This is a genomic window from Yoonia sp. MH D7 (genome assembly GCF_054439475.1).
This window is the reverse complement of record NZ_JBTJCF010000001.1, coordinates 484,778-504,308: the sequence shown is the minus strand read 5'-3', so window position 1 is coordinate 504,308 and position 19,531 is coordinate 484,778. Positions and strand designations below refer to the sequence as shown.

Here is a 19,531-nt window from a genome sequence, read left to right as displayed (position 1 = left end):
TCAGTGGCCCTCCGACGGTGTGCTTAACTTGCCCGGCGTCTCCAGCACGGTTGCGATATAGGGCTGCGGCGCAAATAGCTGTGCTGCCATCTTGATCGTGTAGGCATGGACCTGCCCCGCAAAAACGGTATGGGCGACCAAAAGCGCAAGCAACCCGCCGACCGCAACATAAGACAACGTAGCGGGACGCGCCAGATTAGCATCGGTCTCGGGTGGTCCCACGCTAAGTGCTTTCCAGAATAAAATGCTGCCGGCACGCGAAAACCCGACAATGCTAATCAGGCTCGACCCCAGTACAATCGCCCAGATCCATGCGACCTGATCACTTTCATATGCTGCATCCAACACCAACAGCTTTCCAAGAAAACCCGACAAAGGCGGCAGGCCCGCCACCGCGATTGCGCCCATGAAAAACATGGCAGCAGTCAGTGCATTGCCAGCGATCGCAGGCTGCGGCGTCAGGTCCATGTTTTTGCGACCCGAGCGCACCAGATCCACGATCAAAAATAGCGCCGCTGCCGCGAGCGTCGAATGCACGATGTAGTAAAGGGCCGCAGCGATCCCAGCGGGTGTAAACAGTGACACCGCCACCGTCACCATGCCCATTGACCCGATGACCGAGAACGCCACCAAGCGGTCCAGCCGTTTGGCCGCCAGAACCCCAACCATGCCAACAGCCACCGATAGCAACGCCGCAGGCAGTAACCAAACCCCATGCAAGCCCGACGTCACCGCAAGATCAGGCGGAAATACCAAGGTGTAAACGCGAATGATCCCGTAAATCCCAACCTTGGTCATGATTGCAAACAGGGCTGCAACAGGCGCTGGTGCTTCGGCGTAACTCGCAGGAAGCCAGAAATGTAGCGGCACAACCGCGGCCTTGATCGCAAACACAAGGATCAAAAGAACCGCCGCGACACGGATCCCTACCGTATCTTGGGGCCCGATCATCGCCACGCGGTTCGCCAGATCAGCCATATTCAGCGTGCCGGTCTGGGCGTAAATTGCCCCCAGTGCGAACAGGAACAGCGTCGATCCGATCAGGTTAAACAGCACATATTGCACACCCGCACGCAGGCGCGCGTCACCACCTGCATGGATCATCAATCCATAGGACGCGATCAGCAGAACTTCGAAAAACACAAACAGGTTAAACAGGTCGCCCGTCAGGAACGCCCCCATAATCCCCATAATCTGAAACTGTAACAGCGCGTGAAAATGCGCGCCGCGATTATCCCAGCCTGACCCGATCGCGTAAAGCAGCACAAATAACGCCAGCACCGCCGTCAGCAGCACCATGAAGAGCGACAAACGATCACCAACAAGCACAATTCCTAACGGCGCCGCCCAATCGCCCAGCTGATACAGTAAAATAGTGCCGTCAAATACCTGCGCCGTCAGTCCCAGCGCCACGAAAATAAGCGCGATCACACCCGCCAAAGAGAAACTGCGTTGGATGCCGATATGGTAACGGGCTGCAAGCACGATGAACGGCGCAAGCAGAGCAGGCAGAACGACAGGCACGATCAACCAATGGGTCATGATGTCTCTCCCGATTTGTCGGCGGATTGATCGGCGAGCTGGTCGTCCACATGATCATCATCGGACCCCAGAAATGCACCAAGGCTGATCATCACAACAACTGCCGTCATCCCAAATGAGATTACAATCGCCGTCAGGACCAAGGCTTGCGGCACAGGGTCGGCATAGGAGGTCACACCGTCGCGCAAAATCGGCGGCGCGCCAACGGTCAAACGCCCGGAGGTAAACAGAAACACATTCACCGCGTAAGTCAAAAGCGAGACCCCCAAAATCACGGGAAACGTCCGCAGTCGCAGCACAAGATAGAGCCCGCCCGCCGTCAAAATTCCAATCGCAGAAGCAACAAGGAGTTCCATGCTACACGCCCTCCTTTGCGCTATGCGCATCGCCCGCTGACGGGTCGTCGCGTGACGGATCAATATCCATCGGATGTTCGTTATCGTCCCTATTTTCGCGGTGCGCCAGACGCGAGAAACTCTCAAGCGACAACATCACCGCACCAACAACCGCCAAAAACACCCCTAGATCAAACAGAGCTGCCGTTGCGAGTTCAAACTTTTCAAACGGCGGAATACGGACATAGGTGAAGTCCGATGTCAGGAAAGGTTTACCCACAAACCACGATCCCATACCCGTGAACCCTGCGATCAACACCCCTGCCCCGATGACACCGTGATAGGGATAGCGCAGGCGCGATGACGTCCATGCAAAACCGCTGGCCATATACTGCATCACCACCGCAATCGACACGATCAAACCCGCGACAAACCCGCCACCCGGTTCATTGTGACCTCGCAAAAAGATGTAGAATCCGACCATTATAATGACGGGCATAATCACACGGGTCAGCACCACCATCATCATCGGGTGGGTATCACCCGCACGTCGCTGGTCGGGCGTCCAGTTCAACAAACGCGCCCGTACTGGCCCACTTAACAGCGTTTCGGTCAGCGCATAGATCATCAGCGCCGCAATCCCCAACACAATAATTTCGCCGTAAGTATCAAAGCCACGGAAGTCGACCAGAATGACATTCACCGCGTTTGTGCCACCGCCACCTTTATAAGCGTTCTCTAGGTGGAACGCCGAAATCGGCACTGTAACCGCATCCCGCAACAGATAGTAATACGCCAGCGCGAATGTCATGAAACCGCCCACAACCGCAATTGCTCCGTCGCGGATACGGCGCAAGACCGAGCTTTCTACCGGCGTGTTGTTGGGCAGGAAGTTCAGCGCGAGCAGCATCAGAATAATCGTCACCACCTCAACGGTAAATTGGGTCATGGCAAGATCGGGCGCGCTAAAGAACACAAATCCGATTGAAACCATCAGCCCGACAATGCCGATCAGGATGAGCGCCAACAGGCGGTTACGGTGCATCAAAACCATGCCAACGGTTGCCGCAACCAACATCAACCACCCAGCAATCACCACAGGTCCTGCGGCTTGGGTTGCGCGCACAGGCGCGCCAACCGTGCCGGTTGTCCACGCAAAGAAACCTGCCACGAAAATCGTCACAGCACCGATCGCCGCATAGCGCGAGAACGCGCCGTTGTGCAGCGGCAAGATAACCGCCTGCGCCAGCCGCACCACCCCTTCAACAATTGCGTCGAAAATCGTCTTGGCTTCAGGTCGCGGCGCACGGTCCCAAAAGCGCAATGCAGGGGTGAACACCAGCAACATGACCAACCCGCCAACAATCGCAATGATCGACATATAAAGCGCGGGCACCAAGCCATGCCACAGTTTGAAATGCACGTCGGGCAGCGGAGCCGTAGTCCCCAGAACGGACGCTGTTACCAGTTTTACAAACGGCTCGGCCAGGAACGGTGCCACACCGATGACCACCACCAAAACCACAAGCACCGCAGGCGGCAACCACAGGCCCGCAGGCGGATCATGCGGTGTCGCGGGATAATCATCGCGCACAGGTCCAAAGAACACATGCCCGATCAGGCGGAAACAGTAAGCCGCCGAAAACAACGCCCCAACCGTGGCAAGCGCCGGAACCAGCCACGGTGCGTCAAACAGAACCGTCAGATTGGCCTCTTCCAGCATCATTTCTTTGGACAGGAAGCCGTTTAACAAAGGAATTCCCGCCATCGAAAGGGCTGCAAGCGAGGCAATCATAAACGTCACAGGCATGAGCTTGCGCAGCCCTCCCAGACGCCGGATATCGCGCGTATGCGCCTCGTGATCGATAATCCCCGCGGACATAAATAGCGCCGCCTTGAACGTTGCGTGGTTCAGAATGTGAAACACCGCAGCCATCGCGCCAAAGGCAGTGCCTGTCCCCAAAAGCATGGTAATCAGGCCCAGATGGCTGACTGTCGAGAACGCCAGTAGCGCCTTGAGATCATGTTTGAATAGCGCGATCACAGCGCCCAGCACCATCGTCACCAACCCTGCTGTGGTAACGATCATAAACCACTCAGGCGTGCCTGACAGAACAGGCCACATGCGCGCCATCAGGAAAATACCGGCCTTCACCATAGTCGCAGAATGCAGATAGGCCGACACAGGGGTCGGGGCCGCCATCGCGTGCGGCAGCCAGAAATGAAACGGAAACTGTGCGGATTTTGTGAAACAGCCCAGCAAAATCAACACAAGTGCCACCACATAAAGTGGATCAGCCTGTATCAGTTCACGGTTCTGCAAAATCACGCTCAGATCATAACTGCCAACGATTTGCCCCAAAATCAGCATACCTGCGATCATCGACAGACCGCCCATACCTGTCACCGTCAACGCCATGCGCGCGCCTTGGCGGCCCTCGGGTAAATGTTTCCAGAACCCGATCAACAGGAACGACGACAGCGATGTCAGCTCCCAGAACACAAGCAAAAGCAGGATGTTATCGCTCAGAACAATCCCCACCATCGCCCCTTGGAACAGCAGTAGATAGGTGAAAAACTCGCCCATATTATCGTCGCGGCTGAGGTAATTGCGCGCATAGGCGATGATCAACAGGCCAATGCCCAAGATCAGCACGGCAAAGAAAAAGCCCAAACTGTCCAGCATCAGCGTGAAATTCAGCCCCAAGGCAGGCATCCAGTCGACCCGCGCCATGACGACATCACCCGCCAGAATGGTTGGCAGGTTCGTCAGCAGGCCGATGAATGCGGCCAAGGACACGGTGAACGTCACGCCCGCACAGGCAGAGCGGCCCGCAGCGTTCATGATTCCGGGCAAAAATGCGCCCAAGAACGGCAATGCAACGATAAGAAAAAGGGACACGCGCTCTCCTGTTCGGCTTTAGCTTCGCACCTCGAATGAAAACTGCGATCAATTCGGGTTAAGTTAGTAGAAAAAGTGTAGGAATGTGAATGCCTAACGCCCCCCAAACCCGAAGAATTTCGCTACAACCATCAGTTTTTTGCCTTCGGCGGCACGCGCGCCGCCAATTCAGGGCGTCAGTGCACATACAAACGCAACATCGCGACGGCCTCGCGGATCATTAAGAGCGCAAACAGACCGGAGTATGCATCGACGGCCATGGGCAAAGGTTTAAGTCACCAGACAGTCACGCCGGATCAGATTGGGCGTTATGTTGGCCGTCGGATCAACTCAGACGCGCGATCAGCGGACCCGCTTACACGCAATATCGCGGTAACCGCTGCCCAGAAAAGCATATTTATCGATATCTTAGGTGCTTCAAGTCCTGACAATCCTTCAAGGTATCTCGACTTTTATCGCCGCGATGGCCGGCAAAAACCCGCAGACCACCTGCGCATGGCTACATGCCAGACAGATAATCCGCCGCGACATAGCCTGTGATCCGTGGCGCATCAGAAAGCGATACCCGGCACCAAAGCTGCCCGACCTCGGTCACACAATCACGGCGGCTCACAGAGGTCCCGTCGGGCAAACCCAAAACAATCCCATAGCCCAAGCCCGGACCTGCGCGTAGCTTCAATAATTCGTCCGGTCCCGCGCCCTCGACCACTGTGCGGGTCCCAATTCTGTCGGCGCAACCGCCCAGCAGCATAAGTGCTAACATAATTGAAGTAGTGGTTTTATGCATGATTTGACCTCACTGGTTTTCATTTTCAAAGCCCGCTTGTGGGCTCGCTTTTTCACGTCCATAGCCCGCTTGCCGGCCCAATCCTAGTCTTCGACCGGCACTTGCCAAAACTTTCCGTCCCCGCGAAACCCTCATAGGTCGTGCTTGCCGCAATAATGACAGGTTTCTTGACCTGCCGGCCACCTTACAGTTGAGATTGATTTTTCAAACCTTTGGGCTCAAAACATCCCTACATCACCGCGCGCCCGATCGGGCTTTTACATCACCTCCCAAGCTTGATGACTAAAAGGACCCGTCCATGCCAATGATCTCTCCCAACTATGCCGCAGATATCGCGAAATTGCTGGAGATTGAATTCGGTGAACGATTTGAACCCTACCCGCGGCTTGTTGCGGTCACATTAGCGGCCGTGATGATCTACGCCTATAACGGGTCGTCATTGGCGCTGATCTGGGCGCTCTACTTTTTCGTCGCCTTTGCCGGATATGCTTTCTTTCTGACCTCGCGCAAAGCGCATGTGCCCAGCGCGGATGTCTTGTTTGCCGCCGTGATCCTGACCAATATGCAAGCTGCTTACGTTTGGTTCCTCACCTTGCTTTTAGTAAACGAAGACAGGGTGCTCGTGCTGATTGGCGGCATCCTGATCTGCACTCAACTTATTTTTATGGTGCGGCGTTGTGATACGCTGGGGGTCTTCAATAACACTTATTCCCTCATTGTTCTTGGCACCAGTTTCGCAGTTTATGTTGGCTATATCCCTTATTTTGAAACGCCGCTTGCCGCGGTCGGCGCTGCACTGGCGCTATTCGTCCTGAACTACTACTTTGTGCAAACCCTTCGTATCTCGCGCCGGATCAGACAAAGCCGTGAAACCGCTGCAAATAACGCGCATCAAGCCCAAAAGATGGCGGCGATCGGCCAGTTGGCAGGCGGTGTCGCGCATGATTTCAACAACAACCTGACCGCTATCATCGGTAGCCTCGAACTCTTGCAAATCTCCGACAATCCCCGCGATCAACATCTGGATCTGGAAAACGCACTTTCCGCTGCGCGACAGGCCGCACGGACAGTCAAGCATCTGATGATCTTTGCGCGGATGGAAAAGCCGGTGATGACGCAGGCCGCGGTCCATGATGTGTTTACAGAACTTGAAAGCCTGACGCACCGGCTCGTCCCGACCTCGGTCAGCTTTGAGATCGCGGCGACCGATCCCGCGCTTGTCACCAATATCGACCGGCCCCAATTCCTCGCGGGATTGATCAATCTGGTCGTCAATGGCGTTGACGCAATGCCTCAAGGCGGGCGACTGACACTCGCGGCGACCCAAGTTGAAATCACAGATCCGCTGCCTTTGGCCAACGGATCGCTGCTCGCGAAGGATGTTTATGTGCAAATCACCGTCTGCGACACCGGCACAGGCATCCCGCCCGACATCCTGTCAAAAGTGATCGACCCGTTTTTCACCACCAAACCCGTCGGAAAAGGCACCGGACTTGGCCTGTCGATGGTTGCAGGTATGATGGACGAATTTGGTGGCGGACTAAGCATCCAGTCGGACAGAACAGGCACTCTTATCAGACTATTTCTACCCGTTGTGACACCCACCTCTGCGCCAAGCGCGCTAAAACCATAGGCAGAACTGACGATGACGCCCTCCCCGTATCAACCACCTCGCGGCCGATGCCTCCAAAGGACTGACCTGACATGACACCCGACACCCTTCTTTGCGCACTCTTTAATCGCGCGGCCGCAATAGCGGGCGCAATCATCGGACCCCATACCTATTTTGACCAAACCGGCGGACAGGTCATCACGGGTCCGACCCTGACCAGTGTCAACGACTTTCGGGCCATCGTGATCTTGCCACTAACCTTGCAGATGGACACGCTATGACTGATTACTGCAACGGGCCGCACCTGACCGAGTTGCCAAGCGGCACCTTTCGGTTCATCGCGGTTGATGTCGAGACCGCCAGCCATGACACGTCCAGCATCGGCCAGATCGGCCTCGCGTTTGTCGGTTTCGATAACGCTATTCAAACCTACAGCACCTACATCGACCCCTGCACGTCATTCGACGCAGGCAACACGCGGCTGCATGGGATTAGCGCGCACACCGTAAAAAATGCGCCCGTATTTGCAATGATCCTGCCCAAGCTACGGCCGATTCTGGAAACCCACCCGCTTGTCCAGCACAGCCGCTTTGATGAAAAAGCGTTTGACGCGGCATGCAAAAGGGCCGCGCTGCTGGTGCTGAAAGCGCACTGGACCGACAGCGTCGCGGTTGCCCGCAAGGCGTGGCCCGAACTGCGCGGCAATGGCGGGCACGGCTTGGGTCATCTTAAAAAGGTACTGGGCCTGCAATTTCATCATCATGACGCAGGAGAAGACGCGCGCGCAGCAGCCGAAACCATCCTGCACGCCGAAGCAAAAACCGGCACTAAAATCCACCTGCGCAGTCTATCGCGCCAATTGGTTTTCAACTTTTAACGCGTCGCAGCACCCAGAGATACCCCGCCCACAGGTGCCAAGTGCTGCCTCACCACAGCGCAAATCGGTTTATTTTCCGCGTTAAAATATTCTCAACGATCTGCCGTAATCCAAGCGCGCACATGTATTATCGGAGGCCGCGATGCAGGCGGGCGTAATCCGAACAAGGCCTCAGCAACCGGCGCTTTTGGGACGCCTTTGTCATTTCGGGTTGTCAGACCAGTTGGAAACCCCTTAATTGACACATCACGCACTACAAACGAGATAACAACAGGGAGACCCGCCATGAAATTGAGATTCTCATTATCCGCGATTGCACTCTGCGCCGCAGGACCTGCGCTTGCGGATTGCGGAACTGTCCGCTTTTCCGACGTGGGCTGGACCGATATCACAGCAACCACAGCCACGACATCGCTTCTTTTGGAAGCACTGGGCTATGAAACCACAACCGATATCCTGTCCGTGCCAATCACCTATGCATCAATGGCGCAGGGCGATATCGACGTGTTTTTGGGCAACTGGATGCCTACCATGGAAGGCGATATCGCCAGCTACCGCGAGGCAGGCACCGTTGATACAGTGCGCACCAACCTTGAGGGCGCAAAATACACATTGGCCACAAATGCGGCTGGCGTCGCAGCTGGCATCACCGATTTTGCATCAATTGCACAGGCAAGCGACGCGCTGGACGGCAATATCTACGGCATCGAAGCGGGCAATGACGGCAACCGCCTTATACAAGACATGATCGACGCGGCGGCCTTTGGGCTGGACGGGTTCGACATTGTTGAAAGCTCCGAACAGGGAATGCTGGCGCAGGTCGAACGTGCCGCCGAGCGCGACGAGCCTGTTGTCTTCCTCGGCTGGGAACCACACCCGATGAATGCCAAATACGACATGACATATTTGCCGGGCGGTGACGACTTTTTCGGCCCTGATCTGGGCGGTGCCATCGTGGCAACAAACACCCGTGCAGGTTATGTGGCGGAATGCGAAAACACCGGAAAGCTGTTGCAAAATCTTGCATTCTCGCTTGAAATGGAAAACGAGATTATGGGCGCAATCCTGAATGACGACGCGTCCCCTGAAAGTGCGGCAAAGACGTGGCTTGCCGCAAATACCGACGCATGGACCCCTTGGCTCGACGGTGTGACGACTATGGATGGTGGTGATGCAATCGCCGCTGTCACCGCCGCCTTGGCAGAGTAATCGACAAAAAAGGGGCTGGCACCCAGCCCCTTTTTACCACCAAAGGACGATGATGAACTGGTTGACAGAGTATAAAATTCCGATTGGCGATTGGTCAGAGGCAGGTGTCGATTGGTTGAAATCCAACGGACGCCCCCTGTTTGACCTGATCAGCGACGGGTTAAACGGGATGATCGACGCAATCATCTGGAGCCTGCAAACACCGCCGTCATGGGTAATCATTATCCTGTTTCTGGCGCTGACATGGGCGTTACAACGGTCATGGAAAACCTGCCTGCTGATCCTCGCCTGCCTGCTTTTCGTGATCAATCAAGGTTACTGGGACGAAACAACTGACAGCCTCGCACTGGTCATATCATCCTGCGTCGTCTGCATGGGGCTCGGCGTGCCAATCGGCATCTTCCTTGCACACCGTCCGCGCGCCTACCAATCGCTTAGCCCGATCCTCGACCTGATGCAGACACTACCCGCCTTTGTTTATCTTATTCCAGCGATTGTGTTTTTTGGCCTTGGTATGGTTCCGGGTCTCTTTGCCACTGTCATCTTTGTGCTACCCGCACCGATCCGGCTAACCTATCTGGGCATCGCGTCCACCCCCACCGGACTGCTGGAAGCCGCCGAAGCGTTTGGCGCCACCCCCTCGCAAAAACTCTGGAAAGTCGAATTGCCCTATGCGTTCCCACAAATCATGGCGGGTCTGAACCAAGTCATCATGCTGTCGCTCTCGATGGTCGTGATCTCGGCCTATGTCGGCGCGAATGGCTTGGGAAAACCCGTTGTGCAAGCGCTTGGCCGCAACGATCCGGGCCTCGGCTTTGAATCCGGCTTTGTGATCGTCGCCGTGGCGATCCTGCTAGACCGTATGTTGAGGGTCAGCAAATGAACGCAGTAGAATTCGACGACGTCTCGATCGTCTTTGGCGACAAACCCGAGACCGCCCTGCCGTTGATGGATCAAGGGATGGACCGGGCCGAAATCCGTGCGCAGACCAACCAGATCCTCGGTGTCCACAACTGTTCACTTAACGTCGAAACCGGCGAAATCCTTGTGCTGATGGGCCTGTCAGGGTCCGGAAAATCGACCCTGCTGCGCGCTGTAAACGGGTTAAGCCCACTGATCAGGGGCGATGTGCGCATCAACACTGACGGCTGGTCTAGTACCATAGGCACCTGCTCTGCAGCCGATCTGCGGCGCGTGCGGCGTGAATGCGTGTCGATGGTATTCCAGCAATTCGGGCTACTGCCATGGCGAACCGTGCGCGATAACGTCGGGCTTGGCTTGGAACTGGCAGGCATGAGCAAAACAGCGCGCACCAAACGTGTCAACGAAGAGCTGGAAATGGTTGGGCTTGCGGATCGCGCCGACGCGCTGGTGGGCGAATTATCGGGCGGAATGCAGCAACGGGTCGGCCTCGCACGCGCCTTTACAACCGACGCGCCAATCTTGCTGATGGACGAGCCGTTCTCGGCACTTGATCCGCTCATCCGCAGCAAATTGCAGGACGAACTGCTGGACCTCCAGCAAAAACGCAATCGGACAATCATATTTGTCAGCCATGATCTCGACGAGGCCTTCAAAATCGGCAACCGCATCGCGATCATGGAAGGCGGGCGCATCGTGCAATGCGGCACACCGCGCGATATTTTCACCCGTCCGGTCAATGCCTATGTCGCCGAATTTGTGGCCCACATGAACCCGCTGGGCGTGCTAACGGCCCGTGATGTGATGGTGGCAGGCAGCGCGGACGGCCCCACCGTGACGCCCGAAACCCCCATTCAGCAGATCATCGCAGAAATCGGAAACGGCACGTTACAAGTGGCCGACGACAAGCAGACACTCGGCGTGATCACACAAAGCTCGATCCTCGCGCGACTAAAACCGCTTGATCGCTGACCCACCTCGCCGCTTTTAACACTGTGGCAGGGCGGTCAATCAAGCGCGCACACCCTGCAACTGCCATTTTCCGTCAGTAGCCACCCTTGAACATCGCGCCTTAGGCATCAACTATAGGGCAACGCAAAAGGAATCCCCGATGGCCTACGCCCACTCTGACAAACGCGACATTGAAGCGATGCCGTTTATGGCCAACCCTGCACCTGACGTACGCACGCGCGAAAAGCTCGAAGGCGGCAAGAAATTCATCCTGCACACTGAATTCGAACCCGCAGGCGACCAACCAAAAGCCATCAAAGAACTGTCGCAAGGGCTGCGGGACGGTGAACGTGATCAAGTGCTTTTAGGCGCAACAGGCACCGGCAAAACCTTCACGATGGCGAAAATGATCGAGGAAACCCAACGCCCCGCGATTATCCTTGCCCCCAACAAAACCTTGGCTGCACAGCTCTACGGCGAATTCAAAGGGTTCTTCCCGGAAAACGCTGTCGAATATTTCGTATCCTACTACGACTACTACCAACCCGAAGCCTACGTTGCCCGCTCTGATACATTCATCGAAAAAGAAAGCCAGATCAACGAGCAGATCGACCGCATGCGCCACTCTGCCACCCGCGCCCTGCTCGAACGCGATGACGTGATTATCGTGGCCTCTGTCTCATGTATCTACGGCATCGGCTCGGTGGAAACCTACGGCGCCATGACCCAAGATCTGCACGTGGGTAAGTCCTATGACCAAAGACAAATCATCGCCGACCTTGTGGCCCAAGCCTATAAGCGTAACGATGCGGGCTTCCAGCGCGGTTGCTTTCGCGTGCGCGGCGACAACCTTGAAGTCTGGCCCGCCCACCTTGACGACCGCGCATGGTCACTATCATTCTTCGGCGAAGAGCTGGAATCCATCACCGAGGTCGACCCGCTTACAGGCCACAAAACCAACACCTTCGACAAGGTGCGCATCTATGCGAACTCACACTACGTCACGCCTAAACCGACCATGAAACAAGCCATGATCGGCATTAAAAAAGAACTGAAAATGCGGCTCGACCAGTTCGTGAACGAGGGAAAACTACTCGAAGCACAACGCTTGGAACAGCGCTGCAATTTCGACCTCGAAATGTTAGAGGCCACAGGCGTCTGCAACGGCATCGAGAACTATTCCCGCTACCTCACGGGCCGCTTGCCGGGCGAGCCCCCACCCACCCTGTTCGAATTCATCCCCGACAACGCCATCGTTTTTGCCGACGAATCCCACGTCTCTGTCCCGCAAATCGGCGGCATGTATAAGGGTGACTTCAGACGCAAAATGACGCTGGCCGAACACGGCTTTCGCTTGCCGTCCTGCATGGACAATCGCCCGCTGAAGTTCGAGGAATGGGACGCCATGCGCCCGCAATCCGTCTTTGTCTCCGCCACCCCCGCCGCTTGGGAAATGGAACAAACCGGCGGCGTTTTCACCGAACAAATCATCCGCCCCACAGGGCTGCTAGACCCGCCGGTCGAAATCCGTCCCGTCACCAGCCAAGTCGACGACGTGCTCGACGAGATCCGCAAAATGAACGAGATGGGCATGCGCACGCTCATCACCACGCTCACCAAACGCATGGCCGAAGACCTGACTGAATACCTGCACGAACAGGGTATCCGCGTGCGCTACATGCACTCCGACATCGACACGATTGAGCGGATCGAAATCCTGCGCGACCTGCGGCTTGGCGCGTTCGACGTGCTCATCGGCATCAACCTTCTGCGCGAAGGCTTGGATATCCCTGAATGTGGCCTCGTGGCAATTCTGGACGCTGACAAAGAAGGCTTCCTACGCTCCGAGACCTCTCTCGTGCAAACCATCGGTCGAGCAGCGAGAAACGCCGAAGGCCGCGTCATCATGTACGCCGACCGGATTACCGGTTCGATGGAACGCGCCATCGGCGAAACCGACCGCAGGCGCGAAAAACAACATGCCTACAATGTGGAACACGGCATCACCCCCGCAACGGTCAAGAAAAACGTCGAAGACATCCTCGCAGGCCTCTACAAAGGCGACACCGACCAGTCCCGCGTCACCGCAAAAATCGGCAAAGGCCAAGCCGGCGGCAACATCAAAACAGTCCTCGAAGGGCTGCGCACCGACATGCGCAAAGCCGCCGAAAACCTAGAATTTGAAGAAGCCGCGAGACTGCGCGACGAAGTCAAACGCCTAGAAGCGGTCGAGCTCACAATCGCCGACGACCCCCTCGCCCGCCAATACGCGGTAGACAAAGCCATGGACGAGTCCCGCGTGAAATCAGGCCGCAGCACAGGCGGAAGGCCGGGGCAACGCGGTGGAAAGAGTGGATGGGGCGGGAAGAAGTAAAACCAATGCTAGCCCCGAGTGGATTTTGAAAGTGGATAGATGAAATACGCAAAATTACATAACGCCGCATTCTCGTGCGCTACAACATCACAACTCGCATGCACCTCTGCCACTGTCTAATTTGGGGTGATCCCAAAAGCCCTCGCTTTTGGAACACGCGCAAACCAAACAGACCTACGCGACCACAGATCCCGTTCAGAAACGCAGCGCTCGTTGAAGGTCTCTGGTATGACGTTGGTTAATTAGGGCTTTTTCATCGCGGCTTTTTCTTCTTTGGTGTATTTGTTGTTCCACACATTGTTACTAAGACCCAGTTCTGGGGGGGCGGGTTTGGTTTTGCCTTTAGTGACCTTGCCGCCTTTATTCAGGAATTGCTGGATCAGGTCGTCGTCTGTGGTCACTTTTTGCACGTTTTTCATCGGGAATACCTTTTGTGGAATCAATGCAGGGCCACTGTAGCGGGTCAGCGTAACCAATAACAACCTTGCGCGGGGCTTGTTCCGCGCGGTTTGAACCCATAAATTCAAGCACAACTGTAAAAGGATGTCCGATGTCTGTTCCCAATCAAGCTGCTCTCGACTTTTTGCTGACCCGCCGGTCGCGCCCCGCCAAGACGTTATCTGCACCTGTGCCTGATCCTGCGGCGTTGGAGGTGATTTTGACGGCGGCCGCGCGCACGCCCGATCACGGCAAATTAGAGCCGTGGCGGTTCATTGTGTTGCACAAAGCGGCGTTGACGCGTCTGGCTGCTGAGGTGGCTGTGCGCGGGGCGGTATTAGATCTGGAGGCTGAAAAGATCGCTAAAGCGGTGGCCCAATTTGCCAATGCGGATTTGGCGGTGGCTGTGGTGAGCTGCCCGAAACCTTCCGAAAAAGTTCCCGAGATCGAGCAGGTTTATTCGGCGGGGGCCGTGTGTTTGTCGATGCTGAATGCGGCGTTGGCGACGGGCTGGGGCGCCAATTGGCTATCGGGTTGGGCGAGCCATGACCGTGACTTCATCACGCAGGGTTTGGGCCTTTCGCCGCAAGAATCCATCGCCGGATTTATCCACATCGGCACCGAGACCGCAGCCCCACCAGAGCGGCCGCGTCCTAACCTGGATGCGATTACCACTTGGGTGTCGGCGTGATTCTAACATCTTTTTTCAAGTCATTGGCGCAGCTTCCTGATCCAAGGTTCCGCCGCGTCTTATTGTTAGGCATTGGGCTAACTATCGCATTGCTGGTTGCGGCCTATGCGGGTGTGTTGTGGCTGATCCAATCATGGTCGAAGGACGGGTTTTCACTGCCGTTCATCGGCGAAGTCACATGGCTAGGTGATCTGCTGGGTTGGGGGTCGTTGGGGCTAATGATCGTGCTGTCGGTGTTCATCATGGTGCCGGTGGCCTCTGCAATAACCTCGTTATTTTTGGATGACGTCGCACAAGCGGTCGAGGATTTGCATTACCCGCAACTGCCCCCCGTACCGCGCACCACCATGTCAGAGGCCCTGCGGGATACCGTAAATTTTTTGGGCGTGCTGATTGCAGCGAACACTTTGGCGCTATTCTTATATGTATTGTTGCCGTTTTTAGTTGTGCCGATATTTTTCGGGCTGAACGGGTATTTGCTCGGTCGCGAGTATTTCCAGATCGCCGCTATGCGCCGTATTGGTCGGGTCGAAGCAAAAATCTTGCGCAAAAAGTATAGTGGCACGGTCTGGATTGCCGGCTGTTTAATGGCAGTGCCACTGACGATCCCGCTGGTGAACCTATTGATTCCAATTTTAGGTGCTGCGACCTTTACCCATTTGTATCATCGGATAAGTTTACGTCAGGCGTCGACATCCGGTTGAACCAGTCGAGGTCGCGCACGGTAATTACGCCGGACATGATTGTGCCGGCAATAACGATCCATAGGCCAACCGCCCAGATGGTGGTGATCTTGGCTTTGCGTTTAATGTTCGGCTCGTGCGGGGCCGATCCTGGTGTGCCTGGCACGATCTTGCCCGCCTCGGCTTGGGTTGTCAGGCCCAGCGGCAGAATAATAAAAAATACCATGGACCAAATAACCATGAACAAAACGATTGCAGAAGTGATCCCCATTGGATGGTCCTTTTGTTGGTTTGAACCACATAGCTGACCCAACGCGTGGCCCCCATGTGGCAAATGCGCCTAGATCTGTTCGAGTTCGATCAGGCAGCCGTTAAAGTCTTTGGGATGAAGGAACAAGACTGGTTTGCCATGCGCACCGATTTTTGGCTCGCCGGTGCCGAGAACCCGTGCGCCCTCGCCTATCAGATGGTCGCGGGCGGATTTGATATCATCGACCTCGTAGCAGATGTGATGGATGCCGCCGGATGGATTTTTTTCCAGAAACCCGTTGATTGGCGAGTTTTCACCCAACGGATAGAGCAGTTCGATTTTGGTGTTCGGCAAGGTGATGAAAACGACCGTGACGCCGTGGTCGGGCTCGTCCTGCGCAGGACCCACATCTGCACCTAAGGTATTACGGTATTGCGCGCTGGCCGCCTCAAGGTCGGGGACGGCGATGGCGACGTGATTTAAGCGACCGATCATGGGATTTCTCCGGTTATTCTGGGTTACTCCATTTATGTCGTGCATTTGGTGCGCGTGCAACGGCCTCCCTTAACGGATCAGTAACCAAAGCCTGCTTGGATAGGGACAATTAGCCGAATCTTTTAACCGAATCTGGGGAACCGCAGACATGGAAGACCTTGACACCTATTTGATCACACGCCCGCCTACCGCACGCCGCCCGCTTTTGGGCCTTACCGTGTTGGTGGTCGAAGACAGCCGCTTTGCCTGCGAGGCCGTACGCCTTTTGTGTTTGCGGTCGGGGGCACGCATCCGGCGGGCGGGCAGTTTGGAACATGCACAAAACCATCTAAGCGTTTATCGCCCGACTGTGTTGATTGTCGATGTGGGCCTGCCTGACGGGTCGGGACTGGCGTTGATCGCGCGTTGCGCAAAAGCGACCCCGCGTATTGACGTGATTTTGGGAACCAGTGGCGACACGGATGTGCATGCCGACGTGTTGAAAGCAGGCGCAGACGGGTTTTTGGCCAAGCCGATTGCCAATCTTAGCGCCTTTCAGTCCGCGATTTTGATGCATTTGCCGCAAGACCGTCAACCGCGCGGGCCACGTCTGTTATCTGATGAGGTCGTGCATCCTGACATGCTCGCCTACCACGACGACCTTAGCCATGTAGCCAACGTGATCGGCAACGGAAATGGTACAGAGACAGTGGGTTATGTGGCGCAATTCTTGCGCGGACTAGCGCGTTCGGCAGATGACAGTGATCTTGGCAATGCTGCGGCTGACTTGGCCGATAAATTTGCAAGCGGTCAATCCACCGCCGCAGATTTGACCGCATTAGGCGCAATGGTGCAGGCCCGTTTGGACAACGCCAGCCTGTTTTAACCGACGATTTTCGGGTTTGATCCCATTTGCAGGCCGGGAAAAATTGCGGCCTCGATGGTGCTGCGGTTGATCCCCAACAGATCGTGCATCACCCAAGCGGGGTAGGCCCGCACGTCACGGGTCGGCATCAGATCGCGGCGATTATAAAGGTCTGCTTCGCTAAGGCCTGGCCAGTCGCCCAAGATGCGCCCCCCGTTGAGTGCGCCACCCGCGTAAACCATAGCACCGCCAGTGCCGTGATCTGTGCCTTTGGTGCCGTTTTCATGTGCCGTGCGGCCAAATTCGGTCAGGCACAGCACCGCCGTTTTGTCCCAGACCGGCCCAAGCCCCGCGCGGAGGGTCAGAATTGTGTCGCTCAGGCGGTTCAACGCGCTTTTCAGGCCCGTATTCTGATTCAAATGCGTGTCCCAGCCGTTAATAGAAAAACTCGCGATGCGGGTGTCGCCGCGCAAACGGGCCGCGGCAAATTCAGCCAGTTGCACATGTTCGGCCCGCCCGTTCACCGCCTGCATCATCGGGTTATTCATCATCATATCCGTACCATCCGCGTCGGCCTCAGCAGAGAGTGCCACACTCTGTGCAATCTCGATGGCCTCGGCAGAGGCTGCGTGGAACAGCGGATCGGCACTTTGCACCAAGCTGAGGAGTTGCTGGGCTTGCGGCGAAAGTTGCAGGCTGGCCTCGGGCGTCCAGCGCGCGGCGGGGGCGTCGCCGGTCAGCAAAAGCTGCTGGTCGCGCCCAATAGCAAAAGCGGTCTGGCCCTCGACGCCTGGCAACACCTGTAACATCCGGTTCAACCAACCATCGTTGCCTGCGCCCTCGATCCCGGGCTTGCCTGCTTCCAGAATGTCCTGGCCGTCAAAATGGCTGCGCTTGTCGCGATAGGGCGTGGACACCGCGTGCGCCGCCCCCATTTGTCCCGCGTCCCAAAGCGGGCGGAGCGGCGATAATGCGGGATGCATGCCGAAAAAACCTGTAAGATCAATGGTGCCTTGCAGGAGTGTCGGGCGAAGCGCGGCATAATGCGGGTCGCCAACGGGGCGGAATGCGTCCAGCCCGTCCATTGCGCCGCGCAGAATAATCACCACTAAACGCGTGTCCCACGGCGCGGAGGCAAATGCCACAGGCGTGATCAGCGGGCTCGCCGCAGCGGTGCAGCCGATGGCCGCCATACGGGTCAGGAATTTGCGCCGGTTCAGGTCCAAAATTAACTCCTTTGAAACGAAGGTGCGGATAGGATGATGCCAATACCTTCGTCGCGGACTTCTGCCGCACCTGCGGCGAAGATCACATCTTGCGTCGCCAAGTCACCCAAGGCGGTTCCAACAAAATCGCGCGGATCGGGCATCCGGTCGCGCAAAATTATACTAGGTGCGGTCATCGCCCAACTGATCCGCCCTGCCATCCCCTGCGGATTAACCCAATCGGCACCGTTATCCGGCCAGCCGTCAGGTCCAAGCGGATCTTGCCACGGCTGTCCCATGATCCGCAGCGGCGAAATTAGTTGGTTACGGGTCATCCGCCCCGTGGCGTGGTCGATTTCTGCGCCCGTAACGCCAAGCGCGCGCAGCGCCGAAGTCATAAACCGGAATGGCGATTTGATTTGGCGCAACGCGCGCGACCAGGCGGCGGGGTGATCGAGCATCGCGGCGTAGACTGCCGGCAGATGCCCTTGGCTGTCCACAAATGCCCAGACCATTGCGGCAATCATATCTGCATCGGGGTTCTGCCCCATAAAATGTACGGCAAGTTTTTCGCAGATATGTTGAGCGGTTTGCGGGTGCCGCGCAAGTGCGTCAATCGCGGTCAGGATGTTTTCCAGCCCGTCGGATGCGTCATAGGTCACACCCAAAACGGTTTCGGCCCCCGGCTCCGAAAGCCGCCTGCTGTAGAAAAAACCGCGTTGGGATTGATAGGTCAGCCCTGTCAAAAGCTCGGCCAGTTCGCGCACATCGGTTTGGGTATAAGGACCACCGACGCCCAGCGTGTGCAGTTCTAGCAGTTCGCGCGCGAAGTTTTCATTAAGCCCGCGACTTTGCTTTTGTCCGATGTAGCTTTCGGGGCCAACCGAACGGAATTGTTCGAGATAGACTAGCATCGCGGGATGCGTGGCGACGGCTTGTAACATCGCGCTAAACGAGCCTGCGATATGGGGTTGGATCGCCTCTTCGACGTAGCCCGACAGGAAGTGGCGTTGCGGGACGTTGCGCGCTTTCACAGTGAAATGATCGGCCCAAAAAGCGGCGAGGCGCGCGGAAAATCCGATGTCAGCCCCGATGTGGCGTGCAAAATTCGCGCGCAAGGCTTGGTTATTAACCTCGTTGCCAGCGATGCGCACCGCGCGATAGGCCTCGGCTTGGGCAGTTTCGTCAACGGTGCCGCGTGCCTCTCTGCTGACGCGGGCGGCGGTCTGATAGGTTAACATCGTTGGGGTGATGTCGGAATAAGCGGTGATTGCAAACGCTGGTGCCGTGGTGATTTCGCCCAGCACCGCGTCAACATCCGACGGAGGCGCGAATTGCGGCGATAGCCCTGTGCCAAAGCGGACGGCGGCGATGGTCGGGTCAAACGTCATGGGGCTGTCCTGCGCTGCTCATGC

Annotated in this window: 19 protein-coding genes; 10 read left to right on the top strand and 9 right to left on the bottom strand. The window is 56.5% G+C overall.

Going from position 1 to position 19,531, the window contains the following annotated elements:
- The 4 genes from ACXLHR_RS02410 to ACXLHR_RS02395 all read right to left on the bottom strand — a co-directional run bounded on the left by ACXLHR_RS02410 (nt 1) and on the right by ACXLHR_RS02395 (nt 5,566).
- Nucleotides 1-1,542: a monovalent cation/H+ antiporter subunit D gene (locus tag ACXLHR_RS02410; protein ID WP_458789951.1), complete on the bottom strand. Its 1,542-nt coding sequence runs from the start codon at nt 1,540-1,542 to the stop codon at nt 1-3.
- The gene (locus tag ACXLHR_RS02405) at nt 1,539-1,898 is read right to left on the bottom strand and encodes a Na+/H+ antiporter subunit C (protein ID WP_458789950.1); all 360 of its coding nucleotides are present in this window, start codon (nt 1,896-1,898) and stop codon (nt 1,539-1,541) included. Before ACXLHR_RS02405 ends, ACXLHR_RS02410 begins: the two co-directional genes overlap by 4 nt.
- A gap of 1 nt (nt 1,899) precedes the next feature.
- Nucleotides 1,900-4,779 carry a monovalent cation/H+ antiporter subunit A gene (locus ACXLHR_RS02400; RefSeq protein WP_458789949.1) on the bottom strand — a complete coding sequence of 960 codons (2,880 nt, stop codon included), beginning with the start codon at nt 4,777-4,779 and terminating at the stop codon, nt 1,900-1,902.
- 499 nt (nt 4,780-5,278) lie between these two features.
- Nucleotides 5,279-5,566 carry an SH3 domain-containing protein gene (locus tag ACXLHR_RS02395; protein ID WP_458789948.1) on the bottom strand — a complete coding sequence of 96 codons (288 nt, stop codon included), beginning with the start codon at nt 5,564-5,566 and terminating at the stop codon, nt 5,279-5,281.
- A 298-nt stretch (nt 5,567-5,864) separates the two neighbouring features.
- Between ACXLHR_RS02395 and ACXLHR_RS02390 the strand changes: the two genes are divergently transcribed.
- The 7 genes from ACXLHR_RS02390 (at nt 5,865) to uvrB (ending at nt 13,510) form a co-directional block, all read left to right on the top strand.
- Entirely contained in the window at nt 5,865-7,199 is a 1,335-nt protein-coding gene (locus ACXLHR_RS02390) for a sensor histidine kinase (RefSeq protein ID WP_458789947.1), read from the top strand.
- Between the two features lie 71 nt (nt 7,200-7,270).
- Entirely contained in the window at nt 7,271-7,459 is a 189-nt protein-coding gene (locus ACXLHR_RS02385; protein WP_458789946.1) for a hypothetical protein, read from the top strand.
- Nucleotides 7,456-8,055, top strand: coding sequence for an exonuclease domain-containing protein (locus ACXLHR_RS02380; RefSeq protein WP_458789945.1), 600 nt, complete (start codon nt 7,456-7,458; stop codon nt 8,053-8,055). The genes ACXLHR_RS02385 and ACXLHR_RS02380 overlap by 4 nt, the downstream gene beginning before the upstream one ends.
- Nucleotides 8,056-8,340: 285 nt before the next feature.
- Nucleotides 8,341-9,264 (top strand): choline ABC transporter substrate-binding protein, encoded by a 924-nt coding sequence (gene choX, locus ACXLHR_RS02375; protein ID WP_458789944.1) that lies wholly within the window; start codon nt 8,341-8,343, stop codon nt 9,262-9,264.
- 52 nt (nt 9,265-9,316) lie between these two features.
- Nucleotides 9,317-10,147: a choline ABC transporter permease subunit gene (gene choW, locus ACXLHR_RS02370; protein ID WP_458789943.1), complete on the top strand. Its 831-nt coding sequence runs from the start codon at nt 9,317-9,319 to the stop codon at nt 10,145-10,147.
- A complete protein-coding gene (gene choV / locus ACXLHR_RS02365; protein WP_458789942.1) occupies nt 10,144-11,157 on the top strand; it encodes a choline ABC transporter ATP-binding protein in 1,014 nt (337 codons plus the stop codon). The genes choW and choV overlap by 4 nt, the downstream gene beginning before the upstream one ends.
- Before the next feature lie 139 nt (nt 11,158-11,296).
- Entirely contained in the window at nt 11,297-13,510 is a 2,214-nt protein-coding gene (gene uvrB, locus ACXLHR_RS02360; RefSeq protein WP_458789941.1) for an excinuclease ABC subunit UvrB, read from the top strand.
- Between the two features lie 242 nt (nt 13,511-13,752).
- On the opposite strand, the gene ACXLHR_RS02355 is transcribed toward uvrB, so the two are convergent.
- On the bottom strand, nt 13,753-13,929 hold the full coding sequence (locus ACXLHR_RS02355) for a hypothetical protein (RefSeq protein WP_458789940.1): 177 nt from the start codon (nt 13,927-13,929) through the stop codon (nt 13,753-13,755).
- A 131-nt stretch (nt 13,930-14,060) separates the two neighbouring features.
- On the opposite strand from ACXLHR_RS02355, the gene ACXLHR_RS02350 reads away from it, so the two are divergent.
- Nucleotides 14,061-14,639 carry a nitroreductase family protein gene (locus ACXLHR_RS02350; RefSeq protein ID WP_458789939.1) on the top strand — a complete coding sequence of 193 codons (579 nt, stop codon included), beginning with the start codon at nt 14,061-14,063 and terminating at the stop codon, nt 14,637-14,639.
- Complete coding sequence (locus ACXLHR_RS02345; protein ID WP_458789938.1) at nt 14,636-15,343, top strand: EI24 domain-containing protein; 708 nt, start codon at nt 14,636-14,638, stop codon at nt 15,341-15,343. Before ACXLHR_RS02350 ends, ACXLHR_RS02345 begins: the two co-directional genes overlap by 4 nt.
- On the opposite strand, the gene ACXLHR_RS02340 is transcribed toward ACXLHR_RS02345, so the two are convergent.
- Entirely contained in the window at nt 15,291-15,593 is a 303-nt protein-coding gene (locus ACXLHR_RS02340; protein ID WP_458789937.1) for a DUF1467 family protein, read from the bottom strand. The two genes, ACXLHR_RS02345 and ACXLHR_RS02340, sit on opposite strands and share 53 nt — an antisense overlap.
- Before the next feature lie 69 nt (nt 15,594-15,662).
- Entirely contained in the window at nt 15,663-16,067 is a 405-nt protein-coding gene (gene mce / locus ACXLHR_RS02335; RefSeq protein WP_458789936.1) for a methylmalonyl-CoA epimerase, read from the bottom strand.
- Nucleotides 16,068-16,215: 148 nt separating this feature from the next.
- On the opposite strand from mce, the gene ACXLHR_RS02330 reads away from it, so the two are divergent.
- The gene (locus ACXLHR_RS02330; protein ID WP_458789935.1) at nt 16,216-16,932 is read left to right on the top strand and encodes a response regulator; all 717 of its coding nucleotides are present in this window, start codon (nt 16,216-16,218) and stop codon (nt 16,930-16,932) included.
- Here the strand turns inward: ACXLHR_RS02330 and ACXLHR_RS02325 are convergent.
- Both ACXLHR_RS02325 and ACXLHR_RS02320 read right to left on the bottom strand, forming a co-directional pair.
- Nucleotides 16,929-18,131, bottom strand: coding sequence for a DUF1501 domain-containing protein (locus tag ACXLHR_RS02325; RefSeq protein WP_458792449.1), 1,203 nt, complete (start codon nt 18,129-18,131; stop codon nt 16,929-16,931). The two genes, ACXLHR_RS02330 and ACXLHR_RS02325, sit on opposite strands and share 4 nt — an antisense overlap.
- Nucleotides 18,132-18,139: 8 nt before the next feature.
- On the bottom strand, nt 18,140-19,507 hold the full coding sequence (locus ACXLHR_RS02320) for a DUF1800 domain-containing protein (RefSeq protein ID WP_458789934.1): 1,368 nt from the start codon (nt 19,505-19,507) through the stop codon (nt 18,140-18,142).
- Nucleotides 19,508-19,531: the final 24 nt, after the last annotated feature.